14 protein-coding genes are annotated in these 18,151 nt (G+C 69.9%); 3 read left to right on the plus strand and 11 right to left on the minus strand.

Going from position 1 to position 18,151, the window contains the following annotated elements; translation table 11 throughout:
• The coding region (locus FMQ63_RS29805; RefSeq protein ID WP_141276812.1) for a bifunctional UDP-sugar hydrolase/5'-nucleotidase at positions 1 to 1,502 on the plus strand (1,502 nt) is incomplete at its 5' end.
• Between the two features lie 15 nt (positions 1,503 to 1,517).
• Here the strand turns inward: FMQ63_RS29805 and FMQ63_RS29810 are convergent.
• The 5 genes from FMQ63_RS29810 to FMQ63_RS29830 all read right to left on the minus strand — a co-directional run bounded on the left by FMQ63_RS29810 (position 1,518) and on the right by FMQ63_RS29830 (position 7,400).
• Positions 1,518 to 2,294, minus strand: coding sequence for a YdcF family protein (locus tag FMQ63_RS29810; RefSeq protein WP_011555327.1), 777 nt, complete (start codon positions 2,292 to 2,294; stop codon positions 1,518 to 1,520).
• Positions 2,295 to 2,309: 15 nt separating this feature from the next.
• A complete protein-coding gene (locus tag FMQ63_RS29815) occupies positions 2,310 to 3,155 on the minus strand; it encodes an NAD(+)/NADH kinase (protein ID WP_026113757.1) in 846 nt (281 codons plus the stop codon).
• A 75-nt stretch (positions 3,156 to 3,230) separates the two neighbouring features.
• Positions 3,231 to 4,688 carry a sigma-54 dependent transcriptional regulator gene (locus FMQ63_RS29820; protein ID WP_011555329.1) on the minus strand — a complete coding sequence of 486 codons (1,458 nt, stop codon included), beginning with the start codon at positions 4,686 to 4,688 and terminating at the stop codon, positions 3,231 to 3,233.
• Positions 4,685 to 6,268 (minus strand): ATP-binding protein, encoded by a 1,584-nt coding sequence (locus FMQ63_RS29825; protein ID WP_011555330.1) that lies wholly within the window; start codon positions 6,266 to 6,268, stop codon positions 4,685 to 4,687. The genes FMQ63_RS29820 and FMQ63_RS29825 overlap by 4 nt, the downstream gene beginning before the upstream one ends.
• Positions 6,269 to 6,437: 169 nt before the next feature.
• A complete protein-coding gene (locus FMQ63_RS29830; protein ID WP_011555331.1) occupies positions 6,438 to 7,400 on the minus strand; it encodes a diguanylate cyclase in 963 nt (320 codons plus the stop codon).
• A gap of 104 nt (positions 7,401 to 7,504) precedes the next feature.
• On the opposite strand from FMQ63_RS29830, the gene FMQ63_RS29835 reads away from it, so the two are divergent.
• Together FMQ63_RS29835 and FMQ63_RS29840 are read left to right on the plus strand one after the other, a co-directional pair.
• Positions 7,505 to 8,296, plus strand: a complete 792-nt coding sequence (locus FMQ63_RS29835; protein WP_011555332.1) for a glycosyltransferase family 2 protein — start codon at positions 7,505 to 7,507, stop codon at positions 8,294 to 8,296.
• Positions 8,297 to 8,303: 7 nt separating this feature from the next.
• Positions 8,304 to 9,152 carry a ChbG/HpnK family deacetylase gene (locus FMQ63_RS29840; protein WP_011555333.1) on the plus strand — a complete coding sequence of 283 codons (849 nt, stop codon included), beginning with the start codon at positions 8,304 to 8,306 and terminating at the stop codon, positions 9,150 to 9,152.
• On the opposite strand, the gene FMQ63_RS29845 is transcribed toward FMQ63_RS29840, so the two are convergent.
• From FMQ63_RS29845 to FMQ63_RS29870, 6 genes are all read right to left on the minus strand, one after another.
• A complete protein-coding gene (locus FMQ63_RS29845) occupies positions 9,125 to 9,793 on the minus strand; it encodes a class I SAM-dependent methyltransferase (protein WP_011555334.1) in 669 nt (222 codons plus the stop codon). The two genes, FMQ63_RS29840 and FMQ63_RS29845, sit on opposite strands and share 28 nt — an antisense overlap.
• The gene (locus FMQ63_RS29850; protein WP_011555335.1) at positions 9,790 to 10,923 is read right to left on the minus strand and encodes a mannosyltransferase family protein; all 1,134 of its coding nucleotides are present in this window, start codon (positions 10,921 to 10,923) and stop codon (positions 9,790 to 9,792) included. Before FMQ63_RS29850 ends, FMQ63_RS29845 begins: the two co-directional genes overlap by 4 nt.
• 91 nt (positions 10,924 to 11,014) lie before the next feature.
• Positions 11,015 to 13,255, minus strand: coding sequence for a fatty acid oxidation complex subunit alpha FadJ (gene fadJ, locus FMQ63_RS29855; protein ID WP_011555336.1), 2,241 nt, complete (start codon positions 13,253 to 13,255; stop codon positions 11,015 to 11,017).
• Positions 13,255 to 14,556, minus strand: a complete 1,302-nt coding sequence (gene fadI, locus FMQ63_RS29860; protein WP_011555337.1) for an acetyl-CoA C-acyltransferase FadI — start codon at positions 14,554 to 14,556, stop codon at positions 13,255 to 13,257. The genes fadJ and fadI overlap by 1 nt, the downstream gene beginning before the upstream one ends.
• Before the next feature lie 136 nt (positions 14,557 to 14,692).
• Positions 14,693 to 15,739, minus strand: a complete 1,047-nt coding sequence (gene hemE / locus FMQ63_RS29865) for a uroporphyrinogen decarboxylase (protein ID WP_011555338.1) — start codon at positions 15,737 to 15,739, stop codon at positions 14,693 to 14,695.
• Between the two features lie 53 nt (positions 15,740 to 15,792).
• A complete protein-coding gene (locus FMQ63_RS29870) occupies positions 15,793 to 18,138 on the minus strand; it encodes an alpha-amylase family glycosyl hydrolase (protein ID WP_225909427.1) in 2,346 nt (781 codons plus the stop codon).
• Positions 18,139 to 18,151: the final 13 nt, after the last annotated feature.

The following is an 18,151-nucleotide window of genomic DNA, read 5'->3' on the forward strand; positions in this document are numbered from 1 at the left end:
CCGGAACGGTGCGCCTGACGCTCCTTCACCTAGCGGACGTCTACCAGGTCCAGGCCGTCGAGGAAGGAAGGGGGGGCATGGCCCGCGCCGCCACGCTGCGCAAGCAGGTGCTTCGCGAGAGCCCCCACGTCCTGACGCTGATGGGGGGCGACACGCTGTCTCCGTCCGTGGAGTCGCTGGTGGAGGTGGACGGCAAGGCGCTCAAGGGCCGGCACATGGTGGACGCGTGGAATGCGTTCGGCCTGGACTATGCGGTGCTGGGCAACCACGAGTTCGACTTCGGCGACGATGTCCTGCGTGAGCGCATCCGCGATTCCCGCTTCACGTGGCTCGGGGCCAACGTGCGGGACACGAAGTCCGGGGGCCTCTTCGCGGGGGTCCAGGCCTCCGCGGTGCGGGAGTTGGGCGGCATCAAGCTGGGCCTCTTCGGCGTGGTGCTCCAGGAGACGAAGGCCACCACGAAGGCCGGCAAGGACACGCTCTTCGGGGACGTCTGCGAGGCGGCCCGGGGCGAGGTGGCGAAGCTGCGCGAGGCCGGCGCCCAGGTGGTGGTGGCCCTCACCCACCTGACGGCGGACCAGGACCGGGCGCTCACCCGCTGCGTCAAGGTGGACGCGGTGCTCGGGGGACATGACCACGAGGCGCTGGAGGACCGCAGCACGGGCACGCCCATCTTCAAGGTGGCGGCGGACGCGGTGGACCTGGGCCGGCTCACGCTGGACGTGGACGCGGCGACGGCCACGGTGCGCCAGGTGACGTGGCAGACGCTGCCGGTGACGCGGCAGGTGCCGGAGGACGCGGCCTTCAACGCGGCCATGCAGCCCTATGCCGCGCTGTTCAACCAGCTGTCCGAGCACGTAGGCCGCTCCCCCGTGCCCCTGGAAGCGCGGGCCGCGATGGTGCGCACCCAGGAGACGAACCTGGGCTCGTTCGTCGCGGATGCGTTCCGCGCGGCGGCCAGGGCGGACGTGGCGCTGGTCAACGCCGGGGCGCTGCGCGCGGACGCGGTGCTGCCCGCGGGTGGTGTCACCCGGCGGGATTTGCACGCCATCCTGCCGTACGCGGATGAGCTGGTGGTGCTGGAGGTGAAGGGGGACACGCTGCGCGCGGCGCTGGAGAACGGCGTCAGCCTCAGCCGCGAGGACTCACGGCCGGGCCGCTTTCCGCAGGTGTCCGGGCTGGAGTTCACCTTCGATTCGGACCGGCCCGCCGGACAGCGGGTGCTGGGCGTGAAGGTGGGCGGCAGGCCGTTGGACAAGGCGGCCACGTACCGGCTGGCGACGCTGAGCTTCCTCGCCAGCGGCAAGGACGGCTACGACATGCTGCGGAACCAGCCGTCCACGCCGGCCAGGGTGACGGGTAACTCGCCCCTGGACGTGCTGGCGGAGGCGTTCCGCACCGGCACGCCGTCGCCGCATGCCCAGGCGGATGGCCGTATCTCCCGGCTCGGCACTGGCGCCCTGGCTCCCGACGCGCGTCAGCCGCCCGCGCCGCTGAAGTAGGACGGGGCGCGGCGCTCAAGGCGCCGTCCAGCCTCGCACGCGATACACCGCACGCCCCGCCAGCTCGCGCAGGGCGTCGGTGCTCAGGTTGAGGGCCCCAGACCTCGGCAACCAGCTCATGCGCCGCAGCGGCGTGTTCGACGCCCGCGAGTCCACCGGCAACAGGTCCGGACGCAGCCCCACCGCCGCGAAGCAACCCGCGGCGCGCGGCATGTGCGCGGCGCTCGTCACCAGCAGCAGGGACTTCCACCCTCGCTCCTGGATGATGCGCGCGGACTCCACCGCGTTCTCCCGTGTATTCCGGCTGCGCCCTTCCGTGACGATGCGCTCCCGCGGAATCCCCCACTGCTGGAGCTGCCGGAGCAGCACGTCCGCCTCCACCACCGCCTCGGGCCTCGGGTCCAGCGAACCGCCGGAGAGGAGCACCCGCCGAGCCCGGCCCTCGTGCAGCAGCTCGAAGCCCCGCAGCACCCGCTCCGCCGCCGCGTTGTACTCCGGCACGCCGGTGCGCTCCGTGGCGGCCGGATCCAACGCGCCCCCCAGGACGATGACGGCGTCATACGTGGCCCCCGGCTGGAAGGACCGCACCGCCCCCGCCTCCGCCGCCCGCATCAGGCCCATGGCCACCGGCTCGATGGAGAAGGCGTACAGCACCACCCCGCCCAGCACACTCAGCACCCGCGACAGCCGCTCACGTCGCCGCCGCAGCCCCCAGGCCACCAGCCACAGCAGCAGCGCCCAGGAGAGCGGCGCCAGCAACAGGTCGAGCACCTTCGACAGGAAGAGGAACACGGCGCGCGGCGCCCTTCAGCGCTCGCCCCAGTGGAGCTTCTGCCGGAGGATGGAGAAGTAGGCCACCTTCGGGTTGCGCACCAGGTTCACCCGGTTGTGCGAGCGCACCACCTCGATGCAGTCCCCGCCCTGGAGCCCGTGGCCCGTCTGCCCGTCGATGGTCAGGTACGTGTCCGCCGTCTCACTGCGCAGCGTCACCCGGATGGTCCGGTCCGCCGGCACGACGATGGAGCGCTGCGTGAGGGCGTGCGAACAGATGGGCGACAGCACCGTGCAGTCCACCGACGGGTGGACGATGGGCCCACCCGCCGACAGCGAGTACGCCGTGGAGCCGGTGGGCGTAGCCAGGATGACGCCGTCCGACTTGTAGGTGGTGATGGGCACCCCGTCGATGGACGTCTCGTGGTCGGCGATGCGCGCCAGCGCGCCCTTGTTGATGACCACGTCGTTGAGGACCTCGTCCTCGATGAGCACCCTGCCCCCGCGCAGCAGGCGGCAGGAGAGCTTCATCCGGGAGTCCACCTGGAAGCGCCCCGCGAGCACCTGCTCCAGCATGGGGTACAGCTCTTCCACCGGGACTTCCGTCATGAAGCCCAGGCTGCCCAGGTTGACGCCCAGAATCGGAACCCCGCGGCCGCCGAGCAGGCGCGCCGCGTAGATGAGCGTGCCGTCACCGCCCAGCACCACCATCAGGTCCGCCCGGGTCACCAGCTCCCGGTCATCCACCCGCGGCCAGCCCAGCTCATGGGCCAGCGTGCGGTCCGCCAGCACCGACAGGTGGGGGTACCGCTCACGGATTTGAGCCGCGAGCGCTACCGCCTCGGGCTTGTCCCTCTTCGCGACGATTGCCAGGGTCTGCACGCAACCCCGCCTTGTAGTCCAGGAGGGCCCCGGGCGCGCATGGGAAATGCCCGGGTGCCCGCCGGCCGACACACGTCAGGACGCGGCTTCCAGCGCCTCGCCGTCGTCCTGGGAGACCACGCGGGGCTTCATGGACCGGCCGGCCACCTCGTACTGCTTGAGCAGACGACGGAAGTTGGAGCGGTCCACGCCCGCCGCGCGCGCGGCGCTGGAGACGTTCTGGTTGTTCTTCTCCAGCAGGGCGGACAGGTAGCGGCGCTCGAAGGCACGCATCGCCAGGCGCTTGGCCTGGGCGTACGGCAGGTGTGCCAGGCTGAACACCTCCACCGTGGAGTCCGGCTGCGGCGCGGACTGGAAGCCCGGCGGCAGGTCCTCCACGTCGATGACCTCGTTGCCCGTCAGCACCACCGCGCGCTCGATGACGTTCTCCAGCTCACGCACGTTGCCCGTCCACCGGTTGCAGGTGAGGGCTTCCATGGCGCGCGGGGAGATGCCCGTCACCTTCTTGTCCGCCTTGGAGGCGTAGAGCTTGAGGAAGTGGTGCGCCAGCAGGGGCACGTCCTCGGGCCGGTCACGCAGGGGCGGCAGGTCGATGGTGATGACGTTGAGGCGGTAGAAGAGGTCCTCGCGGAACTTGCCCTGCTCCTTGGCGCGGGACAGGTCCACGTGGGTGGCGGCGATGACGCGCACGTCCACCTTCACCGGCTCGTTGGCGCCCACGCGTTTGACTTCCCCTTCCTGGAGCACGCGCAGCAGGCGGACCTGGGTGGCCGGGGGCACGTCGCCAATTTCGTCCAGGAAGATGGTGCCGCCGTCAGCCGCCTCGAAGAGGCCCTTCTTGTTGCCGGTGGCGCCGGTGAAGCTGCCCTTCACGTGGCCGAAGAGCTCGCTCTCCAGCAGCGTCTCCGTCAGCGCCGAACAGTTGACCGCCACGAAGGGCTTGTCCTTGCGCGCGCTGCGGTAGTGGATGGCGCGGGCCACCAGCTCCTTGCCGGTGCCGCTCTCCCCCTGGATGAGCACCGTGGCGGTGGAGTGGCTCACCGTCTCCACCAGCTTGAAGACGGAGCGCATCTGCGTGGACTGGCCGATGAGGTCCTCGAACTGGCTGCGGACCGTGAGGGCCTCCTCCAGCGCGCGGGTGCGGTCCTTGAGCGCCTTGCGCTCGGCCGCCTTGGCCACCGTGAGGCTGACCTCGTCGATGTTCTCGAAGGGCTTGGTGAGGTAGTCGTACGCCCCCGCCTTCACCGCCTCCACCGCCGTCTCCACGGTGGCGAAGGCCGTCATCATGATGACCTCCACGTCCGGGCGGTCGGCCTTGATGCCGCGCAGCAGGTCCATGCCGGACAGGTTGGGCATCTTGATGTCGAGGACGACCACGTCGATGGTCGGATCCTTCGCGGCCGCCAGGCCCTCCACCGCGTCGTCAATGGCCACCACCGGGTGGCCCTCGCGCTGGAGAATCTGCGTCACGGCCTTGAGGACGACGGAGTCGTCATCCACGACGAGGACTTTGGCGCGCTTGACTTGGTTCACGGCAACCTCTCGAGCTGCAGGGGGATGGGCAGAAAAACGGTGAAGCAGGAGCCTTCTCCGACCTCGGTGTCCACGTGGAAGCTGCCCCCGTGGTCCTGGACGATGCGGTAGGCAATGGAGAGCCCCAGGCCGGTGCCTTCACCCGGGGCCTTGGTGGTGAACGACGGCTCGAAGATGCGAGGCAGGTGCTTCTCCTCGATACCCGTGCCGGTGTCCGTCACCGCGAAGAAGCAGCGGTCGCCTTCGCGACCCGTCACCAGCTTCAGCTTGCCCTCACGCGTGGGCAGCGACTGGAGACCGTTCTGCAACAGGTTGAGCACCACCTGCGCGAGCTGACCGGGGTCGCCGTACACCTTGGGCAGGCCGTCCGCGAGCCCCAGCGTCAGCTCCACCGTGGGCATGGACTTGAGCTGCGCGCGGAACAGCACCGCCGCGTCCTCCACGCACTTGGACAAGTCGAAGGGCCGCCGGTCCTCCACGCGGCTGTGGCGGCTGAACTTGAGGAGGCTCTCCACGATGCGCTTGCAGCGCAGCGCGCTCTCCTCGATGAGGCCCAGCGACTCCAGGTCCGCGTCGCTGCGGCCCGCGTCGCGCGACATCAACTGCGCGAAGGCGAGGATGCCGCCCAGCGGATTGTTGATTTCGTGCGCCACCCCGCCGGCGAGCTGGCCCACCGCGGCCATCTTCTCCGTCTCGATGAGCCGCCGCGTCATCGACTGCTCCTCGGTGACGTCCCGGTAGGTGCAGACGACGCGCTCATCCCCCGCAATGGGGTAGGCGGCCACCACGAAGGTGCGCCCGCCCTGACGGACCTCACCGCGCGCGCCCTTGCCGCTCTCCACCGCCGCCGGCAGCGGGCAGCCCGTGCACGGCTCGTTGCGGCCGAAGAGGTAGCGGTAGCACGTGGTGTCGGAGGGAATCTCCTCGATGGAGCGCCCCGCCACGTCCGCGTACGCCAGGTTCGCCCGCCGCACCGCGAAGTCCCGCGCGCGCACCACGCACAGCGGCGTCTCCATGCAGTCGAAGGACAGCTCCCACTCGCGCTTGGCCTGGCTCAGCATGCGCGTGCGCTGGGCGACGCGCTCCTCCAGGTCCGCGTTGAGCAGCTTCAGCTCCGCGTTCTGCGCCTGCGTCACCGTGTAGAGCCGCTCGTTCTCCGCCTGAAGCGCGTACTGCTCGAAGGCGCTCTTCACCGTCAACACCAGGTGGCTGTCGTTCCAGGGCTTGGAGATGAAGCGGAAGATCTCCGACCGGTTGATGGCCTCTTCGATGGCCTGCTGGTCCGCCTGGCCCGTCAGCATGATGCGCTGGGCCCGCGGCTCCTGCTGCTTCACCCGGGTAAGGAAATCGACGCCATTCATCCCCGGCATGCGGAAATCGGAGATGACCACCTCGGGGTGGAAGGCCTCCACCGCCCGCAGGCCCTGCTCGGCGTCCGTCGCCGTCTCGATGTCCCAATCGCCGCGGCGCAGCACCCGGCGGATGGACTTGAGGATGTTCTCCTCGTCATCCACCAGGAGCAGCCGCCCGCGTGGCGATTCGGCCTGCTGACCGTGGACATATGCGGCTTGAGAACCCATGAATTGTTTCCGCCCCTAGACAAATGCAATGGCCCTGCCAGCAGAAACTCCCTGCCCAACAGTCTGGAATCACGGGCCTTGACATTTCCATGGCGCGAAAAAACGCCAGGTCCAATTAGACCCATCCCCACCAAATGGGTCAACATAGACCCCGGGTCTTTGACCCGGGCTAGGTTCCGAGCGGACCGACCGGGAGCTGGGGATGTAGGCAGATGCGATCCCTGCCGTCCCGTTTGGCCTGGTAGAGGGCCTCGTCGGCCGTCAGGAGCAGCTGCTCCGGGGTGAGGACGGTGCGGTGGGGGAAGCTGGAAACCCCCAATGACGCGGTGACTTGCAGGCTGTCCGACACCTCCAGCCGCAGGGCGCGCAGCTCGCGGCGGACGCGCTCGGCGACGGTGAGCGCCCCGGTGAGGTGGGTGCGGGGCAGCAGCACCGCGAACTCCTCGCCGCCATAGCGGGCCACCAGGTCCGTCTCGCGCACGCCCCGGGTGAGCGCGGCGGCCACCTCGCGCAGCACGCCGTCGCCCGCGGAGTGGCCGTACTTGTCGTTGATTTCCTTGAAGTAATCCAAGTCCAGCAGGATGAGCGACAGGGAGTCGTCATAACGCTGGGCACGGCGGAACTCCTCCCTCAGCCGCTCCTGGAAATGCCGGTGGTTGTGGAGGCCCGTGAGGCCGTCCGTCGACGACAGCCGCTGCAGCTCGCTCACCTGGGCGGCGAGCGACGCCATCCGGGCCTGCGCGGCCAGGGCGCGATGCACCCGGGCCACCAGTTCATCCGGCGTCCATGGGTCCAAGACGACCTCAGCGCCGCGGCGCAGGGCCTCCAGCCAGAATGCCCTGGGTTCGGGTGGGGCCACGAGCACCACGGGGGGCCCCACCGGGCCTTCCTCGGGTATCAGGCGTTCGAGCAACCCCACGCTGGCCTGGGTGTCCTCGCCCGGGCAGAGCACCACCAGCGATACCTCCCGCGCCAACCTCGGCACCTCCGGGCCGTGGGCGGTGATTCGGAGGGCGAAATCCTCCGGGCCCAGCGCACGGGCCAACCGAGGCAACGTCGACTGCGAGTCGTCCACTACCAGCAGGGTGAAGGGCCTGGAGTTCACAGTGTCCCCGCAAAATGGTGATTTCACGGTATCATAGGCATGCGACGATATGCGACCCCTGCAATTGGATAAAAACCGGATTCTCTGCTAGCGAGCCGCCAACTTCGCAGGTCCGCCCGCCGAGGTCCCTCGTGGCCCAATACCCAAGCATCAGCCTGTTCTTCCCCGCCTGGAACGAAGAGGACTACGTCGAGCGCGCCGTCAGCCGGGCGCTGGAGGTCCTCCCCGCCCTGACGGACGACTTCGAAATCATCGTCGTCAACGACGCATCCACGGACCGCACCCGTGAGGTCTGTGAGGCGCTGGCCCAGAAGGTCCCCCAACTGCGTGTCATCCACCACCCCGTGAATCTGAAGCTGGGTGGCGCCATGCGCACCGGGCTGGCGGCCTCGACGAAGGACATCGTCGTGTACTCCGATGTAGACCTGCCCTGGGACATGCGCGAGCTGGAGCGGGCGCTGCACCTGATGTCGTACCTGGAGGCGGACATGATTTGCGCCTTCCGGTTCGACCGCACGAGCGAGGGCGCCAAGCGCATCATCTACTCGTTCGTCTACAACATGCTCATCCGGTCGCTGTTCGACATCCAGATCAAGGACGTCAACTTCAGCTTCAAGGTGATGCACCGCCGCGTGCTGGAGGCCATGGAGCTGCACAGCCAGGGCTCGTTCATCGACGCGGAGCTCGTGGTGAAGGCCATCCGCCAGGGCTTCCGCGTGTTCCAGATGGGCGTGGACTACTTCCCACGCACGCGCGGCGTGTCCACGCTGGCCTCGCCCTCCGTCATCACGAAGATGGTGCGGGAGCTGGTGAAGCTCTATCCGAAGATGCGCGCGCCGCAGCCGCCAGTGCACCCGGTGCGCTTGCCGCCTTCCGTGCAGCAGCTCCACGCGGTGCCGCCGGGCCGCACGGCGCGAGGCTGAGCCCCGCATGACGCGCCCCCTCACGCGCCTGGTGGTGAACGCGGACGACCTGGGGCTCCATGCCTCGCTGGACGCGGGCATCCTCCGCGCGCACCGCGACGGCATCGTCACCAGCGCCACGCTGCTGGCCACGGGCCCCACCGCGCCCGAGGCCGCCGCCCGCGCGAAGGAGGCACGGCTCGCGGTGGGCCTCCACCTGGCGCTCTCCACGCGGCTGCCTCCCGCGGCGCCCGCGCACGAGGTGCCCACGGTGGCACCGGAGGGCCGGCTGCGTGGCAGCTGGGCCGACTTCGCCCGCGCCTGGCTCACCGGACAGGTTCGCCGGGACGAGCTGGCGCGCGAGCTCTCCGCTCAGCTTCAGCGGGCCCGCGCCCTGGGCGTGACGGTGGACCACCTGGACGGGCACCAGCACCTGCACCTGCTGCCCGGGGTACGTCCCCTGGTGGAGTCCCTGGCCGCGCGCGAGGGGCTGCCCCTGCGCTGGCCGGACGCCCTGCCTCGCCCTCGCTGGCTGAAGGCGCCGGGCCCCGCGCTGAAGGCCACGGTGCTGGCCGTGCTCGCGCGCGCCGCGCCTCGGGCCCCCAAGGGCGTGCGCCGGGTGAGCGCGGGCGGCGTCTTCGAAGCGGGGATGCTGGACGAGGCCGCCCTGCTCGCGGTGGTGGACGCGCTGCCCGCGGGCGACTTCGAGCTGGGCTGTCACCCGGGTGAAGGCACGCCGCACGTCCCCGAAGACCCGGCGTGGCGCTACGGCTGGCAGGCGGAGCTGGCCGCCCTCACCAGCGCGCGCGTGAAGGCGCGGCTGCACGAGCGCGGCATCGAGCTTCACAGCTACGGAACGCTGTTCTCCGCCACGTAGAGGACGTGCGGCGTGGTGTAGCCCTGGCCCAGGTCCACCACCTCTCGCACCGCGAAGCCCGCGTCCTTCAGGTAGCGCGTCATCTCGGCTCGAGGCTTCAGCGCCATGCCGCCGCTGGCCTTCGTGCGGCCCAGCAGCGACACCATCACCCACTCCTGCGCCAGCGCCTTGCGGTGCTTCCAGGAGCCGTCACCCTCCACCTCCTTGAGCAGCAGCCGCCCGCTGGGCTTCAGCAGGTCCCGCACCGTGGAGAGGAAGCCGGGCCACTTCGGCTCCGGCAGCAGGTACAGCACGTCGCACACCACCGCCGCGTCGAAGCGCCCGGAAGCGCCCCCGGCCAGTGTCTCCTCCACGGTGCCTTCCTCGATGCGCACGTTGGGCTGGCCCGCGAGCGCCCGCCGTGCCCAGGCCACCTTGCGCGAGTCCGGGTCCACGCCGTGCACGGTGCGGCGCGGGTCCTCCAGCGCCAGCAGCGCGGACAGCAACCCATGCCCACAGCCAATGTCCGCCACAGCGCCCACGGGCGTGCGCGCGGCCATGGCCAGCAGCGGCGCGGAGAAGGCCCGCGCGTGGACGTGGAAGCGCTCGGCGACGGGCAGCCCGTCGTAGCGCAGGAGGGCCTGTTCGATGAGGTCGCTCATGAGACGTAGTAGTCCGCGCCGAAGGCCCACGAGAGGACGAGCAGCGACGCGGCGCCCACCGCCAGCGCCCCGCGCAGCAGCAAGGGCCGCTCGCGCAGGAGCATCGCCGCGGTGAGGAAGACGGGGAAGGCGGACAGCAGGTAGCGCCCCATGCCCATGAAGTCCTTGGTGGACCACGCGGGCAACCCGACGATGGCCAGCACGTAGACGGCGTAGCCCCACCCCAGCAGCTTGCGCGTGGGCCACACCAGCGCCAGCGCCAGCAGCGTGAAGAAGGCGTGCGCGGCCAGCCGGAAGGCCTCGCGCTTGTCCTGCGGCGCCAGCACGACGCGCTCGAACCAGCTCACCTTCAGCCACGTGTGCCAGCCCGGAATCTGCTCCCAGCCGGGCGAGCCCTGCACCTTCACGAAGGCCACCGGGTCACCGAACTGGTGCCACAGGAAGAGCATGTACGCGCCGAAGCCCAGGCCCGACAGTACCGGCAGGAAGTCCACCGCGCTCCACTTCTCGCCTCGCGCGTGCTTCCACTCCAGGCGGCGCACCAGCAGGCCCAGCACCACCGCGGGGGCCACGGGCCGGGCCGCGGTGGCCACCGCCGCGACGAGGACGGCGGGCCCCAGGTGCCCGCGCTCCAGCAGCAGGAAGGCCGCGACCACCAGCAGGACGAACAGCGCGTCCGAATACATGGCGCCGTAGAAGTAGAGCGTGAAGGGGTAGCAGGCCATCAGCAGCCCGGCCTTCAGCGCCGTGTCCTCGTCCGTCAGCTTGCGCGCCCAGACGGTGAAGAGCATCAACGCCAGCGGGCCGCACAGCAGCGTGATGAGCACGCCGGACTGGTACACATTGGGCCCCAGCGACTCCACCGCGCGGATGAGCAGCGGGTACAGCGGGAAGAACGCCACCGAGCTCTGCTGGCCCGGGGCGAACTGGTAGCCCTCCTGGGCAATCCGCATGTACCAACTGGAATCCCAGGCCACCCAGCCCATGGTGAAGTACTCGTCGAGCCGGACGACGGGGTTGTTGGGGTCCTTGTGGAAGAAGCGCCAGGCCCCGGCGGTGGCGGCGGCGCCACAGGCCACGACGGCCGACAGGACGACGAGGACGATGGTGCGGGACGCGGAGCGGGCCATGGGGCCCGGGAGGCTCGGGCCAGAGACGGCCTCCGGTCAAGCCCGGGAGCCGCTGATACGCGGGACTCCCGGGTGCCGGCACGGGAATGACTCAGCGCGGGTAGAACGTCTTGCCCGCCTTCACCATCTCCACCAGGTGCGGCGCGGGGGCGAAACGCTCCCCGAGCTTGTCGTGGTAGTGCTCCAGCTTGCGCAGCACCTCGGCGGGGCCGCGGCTGTCCACGTAGTGGAAGGGCCCCCCCAGGAAGGGCGGGAAGCCCAGGCCGAAGATGGCGCCCACGTCGCCGTCACGCGCGCTGCGGAGGATGCCCTCGCCCAGGCAGCGGATGGCCTCGTTGACCATCTGCAGCACCACGCGCTCCGCCATCTCCGCGCGGTCGAAGGAGCGGCGCTCCGTGCCGTGCGGCAGCAGGGCGTAGATGGAGCTGTCCACCTCCTGCTTTTTCCCGTCCTCGTACAGGTAGAAGCCCTTCTGCGTCTTGCGGCCCAGGCGGCCGTCGGCCACCACCTTCTCCAGGGCCTTGGGCGCCGCCATGCGCTTGCCGAAGGCGGCCTCCATGATGGGGCCCACCTTCTGCGCCACGTCGATGCCCACCTCGTCCAGGAGGGTAATCGGGCCCACGGGGAAGCCGAACTCGACCAGCGCCCTGTCCAGCTCCGCGATGTCCGCGCCTTCTGCCAGCAGGTAAGCCGCCTCGTTCATGTACGGGGCGAGGATGCGCGAGGTGTAGAAGCCCGGCCCGTCGTTGACGACGATGACCGTCTTGCCCTGCTTGCGCCCCACCTCCACGCAGGTGGCCGTCACCCAGTCCGCGGTGCCCGCGTGGGTGATGATCTCCAGCAGCGGCATCTTGTGGACCGGGCTGAAGTAATGCATGCCAATGACTTGCGCCGGCCGGCGGCTGCCCTTGGCCAGCTCCGTAATCGGGATGCTGGAGGTGTTGGACGCGAAGATGGTCTGGTCGCCGGTGACGGCCTCCACCTCCGCGATGATGCGGTGCTTGAGCTTGAGGTCCTCGAACACCGCCTCGATGACCAGGTCCGCGGACTTGAAGCCGCTGTAGTCCGTGCCCGCCGTCACCAGGGCCGACTTCGCCGTGGCCTCGCGGCGCGTGAGCGAGCGCCGCTTCACACGCTCGTCCAAGATGGACTGCACCTGCTTCATGGCCCGGCCCACGCCCGCGTCATCCTTGTCCTTCACGCGCACGGGCACGCCCTGGAGCACGCTGGTGACATAGGCGATGCCGCCGCCCATCAGCCCGCCGCCCAGCACCGCCACCTTCTTCACCTCGCGCGGCTTCGCGTCGGGGTTGGAGGTGCCGTTCTCCTTCTTCAGCGCCGTGGTGGCGAAGAAGATCTCCACCAGCCTCTTGGAGACGTCCGACACCACCAGCTCGCCAAAGGCCTTCGCTTCCGCCTCCTGGCCCGCCTTGTGCCCGGACTCCAGGCCCACGCGCACGACCTGGAGCGCCTTCTCCGGCGCGGGGAACTTGCCGCGCGTCTTCTTCAGGAGCTGCTTGCGCGCCTGGTCGAAGAGGACCTTGCGGCCCAGCGGGTTGTCCTCCAGCGCCACCTCCGCCCACAGCTCCTTGTTGGCCAGGCCCTGGATGAAGCCCGCAAGCCCCTTGGCCTTGCCGTTCGCGGCCACGCCCTTGAAGCCCTGGCCATGACGGCGGTCCACCTTCAGCTTCCCGTCGGCCAGCTCCTTCGCGCGCAGCACCGCGATGGCGCGGAGGATGGGCGTCGGCACCACCTCATCCACCACGCCCAGCTTCTTCGCCTTCGCGGGCTTGAGGCTCTTGCCGGTGAGGATGAGGTCCAGCGCCGCCTGCACGCCAATCAGCGCCGGCAGCCGCTGCGTGCCGCCCGCGCCCGGAATCAGGCCCAACTGCACCTCCGGCAGCCCCAGCGACGTCTTCGGGCTGTCGGTGGCGATGCGGTAGTCACACGCCAGCGCCCACTCCAGGCCGCCTCCCAGACATGCGCCGTGGATGGCCGCGACGACGGGCTTGGGGAAGTCGGCCAGCTTGTCGAAGCCCTCCTGCCCGTTGCGGCTGATGGCGGTGGCCTCCTCCGCCGTCTTGATGGTCTGCAGGAAGTCGATTTTCGCCCCGGCGACGAACGAGTCCTTCTTGCCGGACGTGAAGACGACGGCCTTCACCTCGGGCTCGCGCTCCGCGCGCATCATGACGCGCAGGAAGGCCTCGCCCGTCTCCGGCGACAGCGTGTTCACCGGCGAGTCCGGCAGGTCGAAGGTGATGACGGCGACGCCGCCCTCCACCTGGTACGAGAAGCCCTGCTTCACCTCGAGCTCTTCCGCCTTGGTGGCCATCACGCACGCTCCAGGATGACGACTGCGCCCAGGCCGCCCGCCGCGCAGACGGTGCACATCGCCGTGTTCTTGTTCCGACGCTTCAGCTCATTGATGGCCTGGGTGACGATGCGCGCCCCCGTGGCCCCAAAGGGATGACCGATGGCGATGGAGCCACCCGTCACGTTCAGCCGCTCCCGGTCGATTTCGCCCACCGGCGCGCTCCAGCCCGCCTTCTTCGCGAAGGCCTGGGACGCCAGCGCCTGGATGTTGCTGGCCACCTGTGCGGCGAAGGCCTCGTGCATCTCCACCAGGTCGATGTCCGCCAGCGTCATGCCCGCGCGCTTGAGCGCCGTGGGCACCGCGTAGGCTGGGCCCTGGAGCAACTGGTCGCCCGGGTCCGTGGCCGCGTAGGCGTGGCTGCGGAGGAAGCCCAACGGCTCGTAGCCCAGCGCGCGCGCCTTCTCCTCGCTCATCAGCAGCAGCGCCGCGGCGCCGTCCGTCAGCGGCGACGCGTTGCCCGCCGTAATCGTGCCGTACTTGCGGTCGAACGCCGGCTTGAGCTGCCCCAGCGCCTCCATGCTGGAGTCTTCACGGACGATGTTGTCGCGCTCCGCCGTCTTGTCGAACTTCGGCGGCACGACGACGTGCATGACCTCGTTGTCGAACAGACCGTCCTTCCACGCCTTGGCCGCGTTGCGGTGCGAGTTGAAGGCGATGCGGTCCTGCTCCTCGCGGGAGATGCCGTTCTCCTTGGCCATCTTCTCCGCGCTCTCCCCCATCGTCATGCCGGTGGAGTACTCGGCGATGGCCGGGGGCACCGGCAGCAAATCCTTGGCCTTGAGGCGCTGGAAGGGCTTGAGCTTGTCCGGCAGCGAGCGCCCCTTGGACGCCGCCACCAGCGCGTGGGCCAGCGGCCGGCTGGTGAAGATGGGCGCGTCCGACATGGACTCGGTGCCACCGGCGATGATGACGTCCGCCTCGCCCGTGGCAATCGCGTTGGCCGCCGTCGTCAGCGCCTGGATGGACGTGGCGCACGCGCGCGACACCGTGAAGGCATCAATCTTCTTCGGCAGCCCCGCCGCGATGACGACCTCGCGGGCAATGGACGGGGCCGTCAACGTGGGGATGACCTGGCCGAACACCACCTGGTCGATGACGTTCGGGTCCAGGTCCGTCTTCTGGACCAACTCCTGGACCACCAGGCGGCCCAAATCCAGCGCCGTCAGCCCTGAGAAGACGGAGCCCGCCTTGACGAACGGGGTCCGCAGGCCGCGGACGATGGCCACCCTTCGGGGGCCGTTGCGCTTCTCGCTTGCCATGTGTGCCACACCTCCAGCGAAGTCGGGAGGTGGGCATCTAACGAGCGGCGATGCGCCGCGTCAATCGTCCGTTGATTCAAAAATCAATCGGTGGACACTCCCCCGGGGCGACTGTCCGCCCCGGGGGAAGGCGACCCTAGGCACCCAGCGTGCCCTGGCGCAGGGCCACGCCGTGGCGGTGGACGGCCTCCACCAGGAACTTCGCGGCGTCGGGGTCCGTGGGCGGGAGGATGCCGTGGCCCAGGTTGAAGATGTGCCCTTCGGGGCCCGCGCGGCGGAGGATGTCCTTCACGCGGCCGTCCAGCTCCTCGCGGGGGAGGAACAGGTGCAGCGGGTCCAGGTTGCCCTGCACCGCCACGTCCGGCCCCAGCACCTTCCGGCCCTCGTCCATGGGCAGCGTCCAGTCCAGGCCCACCACGTCCGCGCCGGTGCTCTTGAGCAGCGACAGGTGCGAGGACATGCCCACGCCGAACACGATGACGGGCACGCCGGTGGCCTTCAGCTCGGACACCATGCGCTTGAGGTAGGGAATGCAGAAGCGCTCGTAGTCCCATGGCGACAGCGCGCCGCCCCACGAGTCGAAAATCTGGACGATGCTCGCGCCCGCCTCCACCTGCATCTTCAGGTAGGGGATGAGCGTGTCGGTGAGCTTGCCGAAGAGGCGGTGCGCCAACTCGGGCTGCTCGAACATCAGCCGCTTGATGAGGATGTAGCTCTTGGAGCCGCCCCCCTCCACCATGTACGCGGCCAGGGTGAAGGGCGCGCCCGCGAAGCCGATGACGGGCACGGAGTCATTGAGTGCCTTGCGCGTGCGGCGGATGGCCTCGGCCACGAAGCCGGTGCCCTCCACCGGGTCCGGCACGCCCAGCTTGTCGATGTCCGCCGCGGAGCGCACGGGGTCGGGGAAGTGCGGCCCCTTGTCCCCCAGCTCCAGGGTGATGCCCATGGCCTCCACGGGGATGAGGATGTCCGAGAAGATGATGGCCGCGTCCACACCCAGGCGCGTCACCGGCTGGACGGTGACTTCCGCCGCCAGGTCCGGGTGCTTGCACAAGTCCAGGAAGGCGATGTTGCCGCGGATGGCCCGGTACTCGGGCAGGTAGCGGCCCGCCTGGCGCATCAGCCATACCGGCGTCGTGTCTGTGGGCTGGCGGCGCGCCGCGCGGAGGAGTCGGTCGTTCACTTCGAACCTCGGAGTGGGCCCCGCGCCAGGCGGGGCGAATGAAACAGGTGCGGTCAGCGCTGGCTCCACGCCAGCGTCTGGCGCAGCGGCCCGGTGCCTTCGTCCACGAACAGCAGACGATTGGCGCCGTCCTCCCAGTCAAAAGAGCCCTGGGAGCCGCCGCGCAAGAGCTTGTACTCGAAGACGGCGCCCACTGGCAGCGACAGCGCGAAGCCCTCGGGCCCTGGACGAAGCGAGCGCTCGGGCTTCCACCCGCCCATCTCCGGCCCGCTGCCCACCAACCGCACCGACGGGTCCCCCACGGCCAGCTCCACCTGGCGCCGCGTGCCCAGCCCCCGCCACCGCAGACCCGCGAGCTTCGCCGCCGTGGCGAAGCCGCCCGCCGCCGGAGGCGTCAGCCGCGCCAGGGCCACCTCGCCGGCGGGCACGCGCATGAAGCCCGCGCCCCCGGCGGCCAGCGGCGGCGCCAGGGCCAGCGGCTCCAGCTTCGCGCCGGCCAGCCCGTCGGGCAGCGGCACGTCCACGGCGCTGTCACGGGTATTCACGGCGATGACGACAACCTCGTCGGCGGTGACGCGGGCGTAGGCAAAGAGGTCCTCCCGGGCGGCGAGAATCATCGTCTCGCCACGCTGGAGGGCCGCACTGCCTCGACGCAACGCCAGCAACCCGCCAATCCACGACCGCAGCGGGTGGTTCGTGAAGCGCATATCCCCCCGGTTCTCCGGCTCCTTCGCGCCCGTCAGGCCCTCCTCGGTGCCGTAGGTGAGCGCCGGCACGCCGCGCGCGGTGAGCTGCACCGCCAGCGCCCGCTTCACCCGCTCCACGTCACCACCGCACTCGCTCATCACCCGGGGCAGGTCGTGGTTGTCCACCATCGTCACGAGCGAGCCCGGCGCCGGGTATAGCCGGTCGTTGAAGAGGATGGCGCCCAGGTGCGACGGGGAGCGGTCCCTGCAAAAGACGTCCACCAGCGCGAAGGCCAGCGGGAAGTCGAACATCGTCCCGAAGCGGCCTTCCTTCATCGTGTTCGACAGCAGCACCGGGTCGCCGTCCAGCATCTCCCCCAACAGCAGGAAGTCCGGCCCCGCGTGCTGGCGCAAGTCGTCGTTGTAGCGAGCCCAGAAGGAGGTGGGCATGTGCTTCACCGCGTCCAGCCGGAAGCCCGCGGGCTGGAGCACGTCCACCCACCGGCGCGAATGCGCCAGCAGGTGCGCGTACACATCTTCCTTCTCCACGGCGAGGTCCGGCAGGCCGTGCACATCTCCCATCACCAGCTCGCGTGAATCGCCCCAGTCCTTGATGGGACCCAGGCCGTGGAACCAGTCAGGCCGCTCACGCGACAGGCGCGTCCCTGGCCCCACGTGGTTGAGCACCACGTCCAGCACCAGCCGCATGTCCCGGCGGCGCAACTCCGCCGCCAGCGTCTTCAGCAGGGCCTCGTCTCCGAAGCGCGGCTCCACCCGGCCGAAGTCCTCCACCCAGTAACCGTGGAAGGCGCCGTACCCATGGAACTTGTCGGTGCGCATCTGGAAGACGGGTGAAAGCCACACCGTGCGGACACCGAGCTGCTGCAGCCCGTCCAGTCGGTCAATGACGCCTTGCAGGTCTCCGCCGTGAAAGGCCTGCGCGTCCTCCAGGTCCACTGCACCGTCGTTCTTCGGGTCTCCATTGGAGAAGCGGTCCACCATCACGAAGTAGACCGCGTCTCCCGCCGGCGGCTCCCACGAACCCCGGTAGGGCTCGGGCACGGCCGGCGTGCCCGTGCCCGGCTCGATGCCCGGTCCGGCCGGCGCGTCGAGACCCGGCACCGTGCCCGGACCACCGTCCGTGTCCGGCACCAGGAAGGGCGAGGCAAGGAAGGAGTCGAACAGCGCGCCCGCCTGCCCGGCGATCTGCGTGGCCACCTCCAACTGTGCATCGTCCTCGCGCTGCTGGTCGAACTGAAGCGCCGCGCCGTAGTCCTGGGTGACGACGGTGGGCGCCATGGCGGAGTCCGCCCGCGCGCCCGTGGTCCGCACCGAGATGTCCCACGAGAAGCGGCCCCCTACCTGGCTGAAGAACGACACCCGCGTCTCCACCAGCAGGTGCAGCGGCGCCTCCGGCGTCAGCGCCTTCAGCATCTCGAAGCGGCGCTGCGAGTCGCGCACCTTCGCGAAGTAGGCGGCGTAGTCCGCGTAGGGCACCACCTCCACGCGCAGGTTGCGCCTGGCCAGGGTCTCCGCGATGCGCTGCTTCAGTCCTTCCGGGACGTCCGCCACCACGCCGGCCCGCCTCGCATCATCCCGCACGTAGGCCACGGCGACCACCGTGCCGCTGGGCGCCAGGGGCGGAGGCGCCGCGCGAGGCAGACACGCCGCGAGCGTCACCGCGGCCAGCGCCGCTGTGAGGGAGACCACCACGCTCCATCGCCTT

The sequence above is a fragment of the Myxococcus sp. CA005 genome, assembly GCF_006518205.1.
In the GTDB taxonomy this organism is placed as follows: domain Bacteria; phylum Myxococcota; class Myxococcia; order Myxococcales; family Myxococcaceae; genus Myxococcus; species Myxococcus xanthus.

Bases quoted from the DNA above. Each gene is read 5' to 3' on its own strand.
- FMQ63_RS29850 (WP_011555335.1), bottom strand. From the start codon at position 10,923: ATGGCCCGCTCCGCGTCCCGCACCATCGTCCTCGTCGTCCTGTCGGCC.
- fadI (WP_011555337.1), bottom strand. From the start codon at position 14,556: ATGGCAAGCGAGAAGCGCAACGGCCCCCGAAGGGTGGCCATCGTCCGC.
- FMQ63_RS29825 (WP_011555330.1), bottom strand. From the start codon at position 6,268: ATGGGTTCTCAAGCCGCATATGTCCACGGTCAGCAGGCCGAATCGCCA.
- fadJ (WP_011555336.1), bottom strand. From the start codon at position 13,255: ATGGCCACCAAGGCGGAAGAGCTCGAGGTGAAGCAGGGCTTCTCGTAC.
- FMQ63_RS29840 (WP_011555333.1), top strand. From the start codon at position 8,304: ATGACGCGCCCCCTCACGCGCCTGGTGGTGAACGCGGACGACCTGGGG.
- FMQ63_RS29845 (WP_011555334.1), bottom strand. From the start codon at position 9,793: ATGAGCGACCTCATCGAACAGGCCCTCCTGCGCTACGACGGGCTGCCC.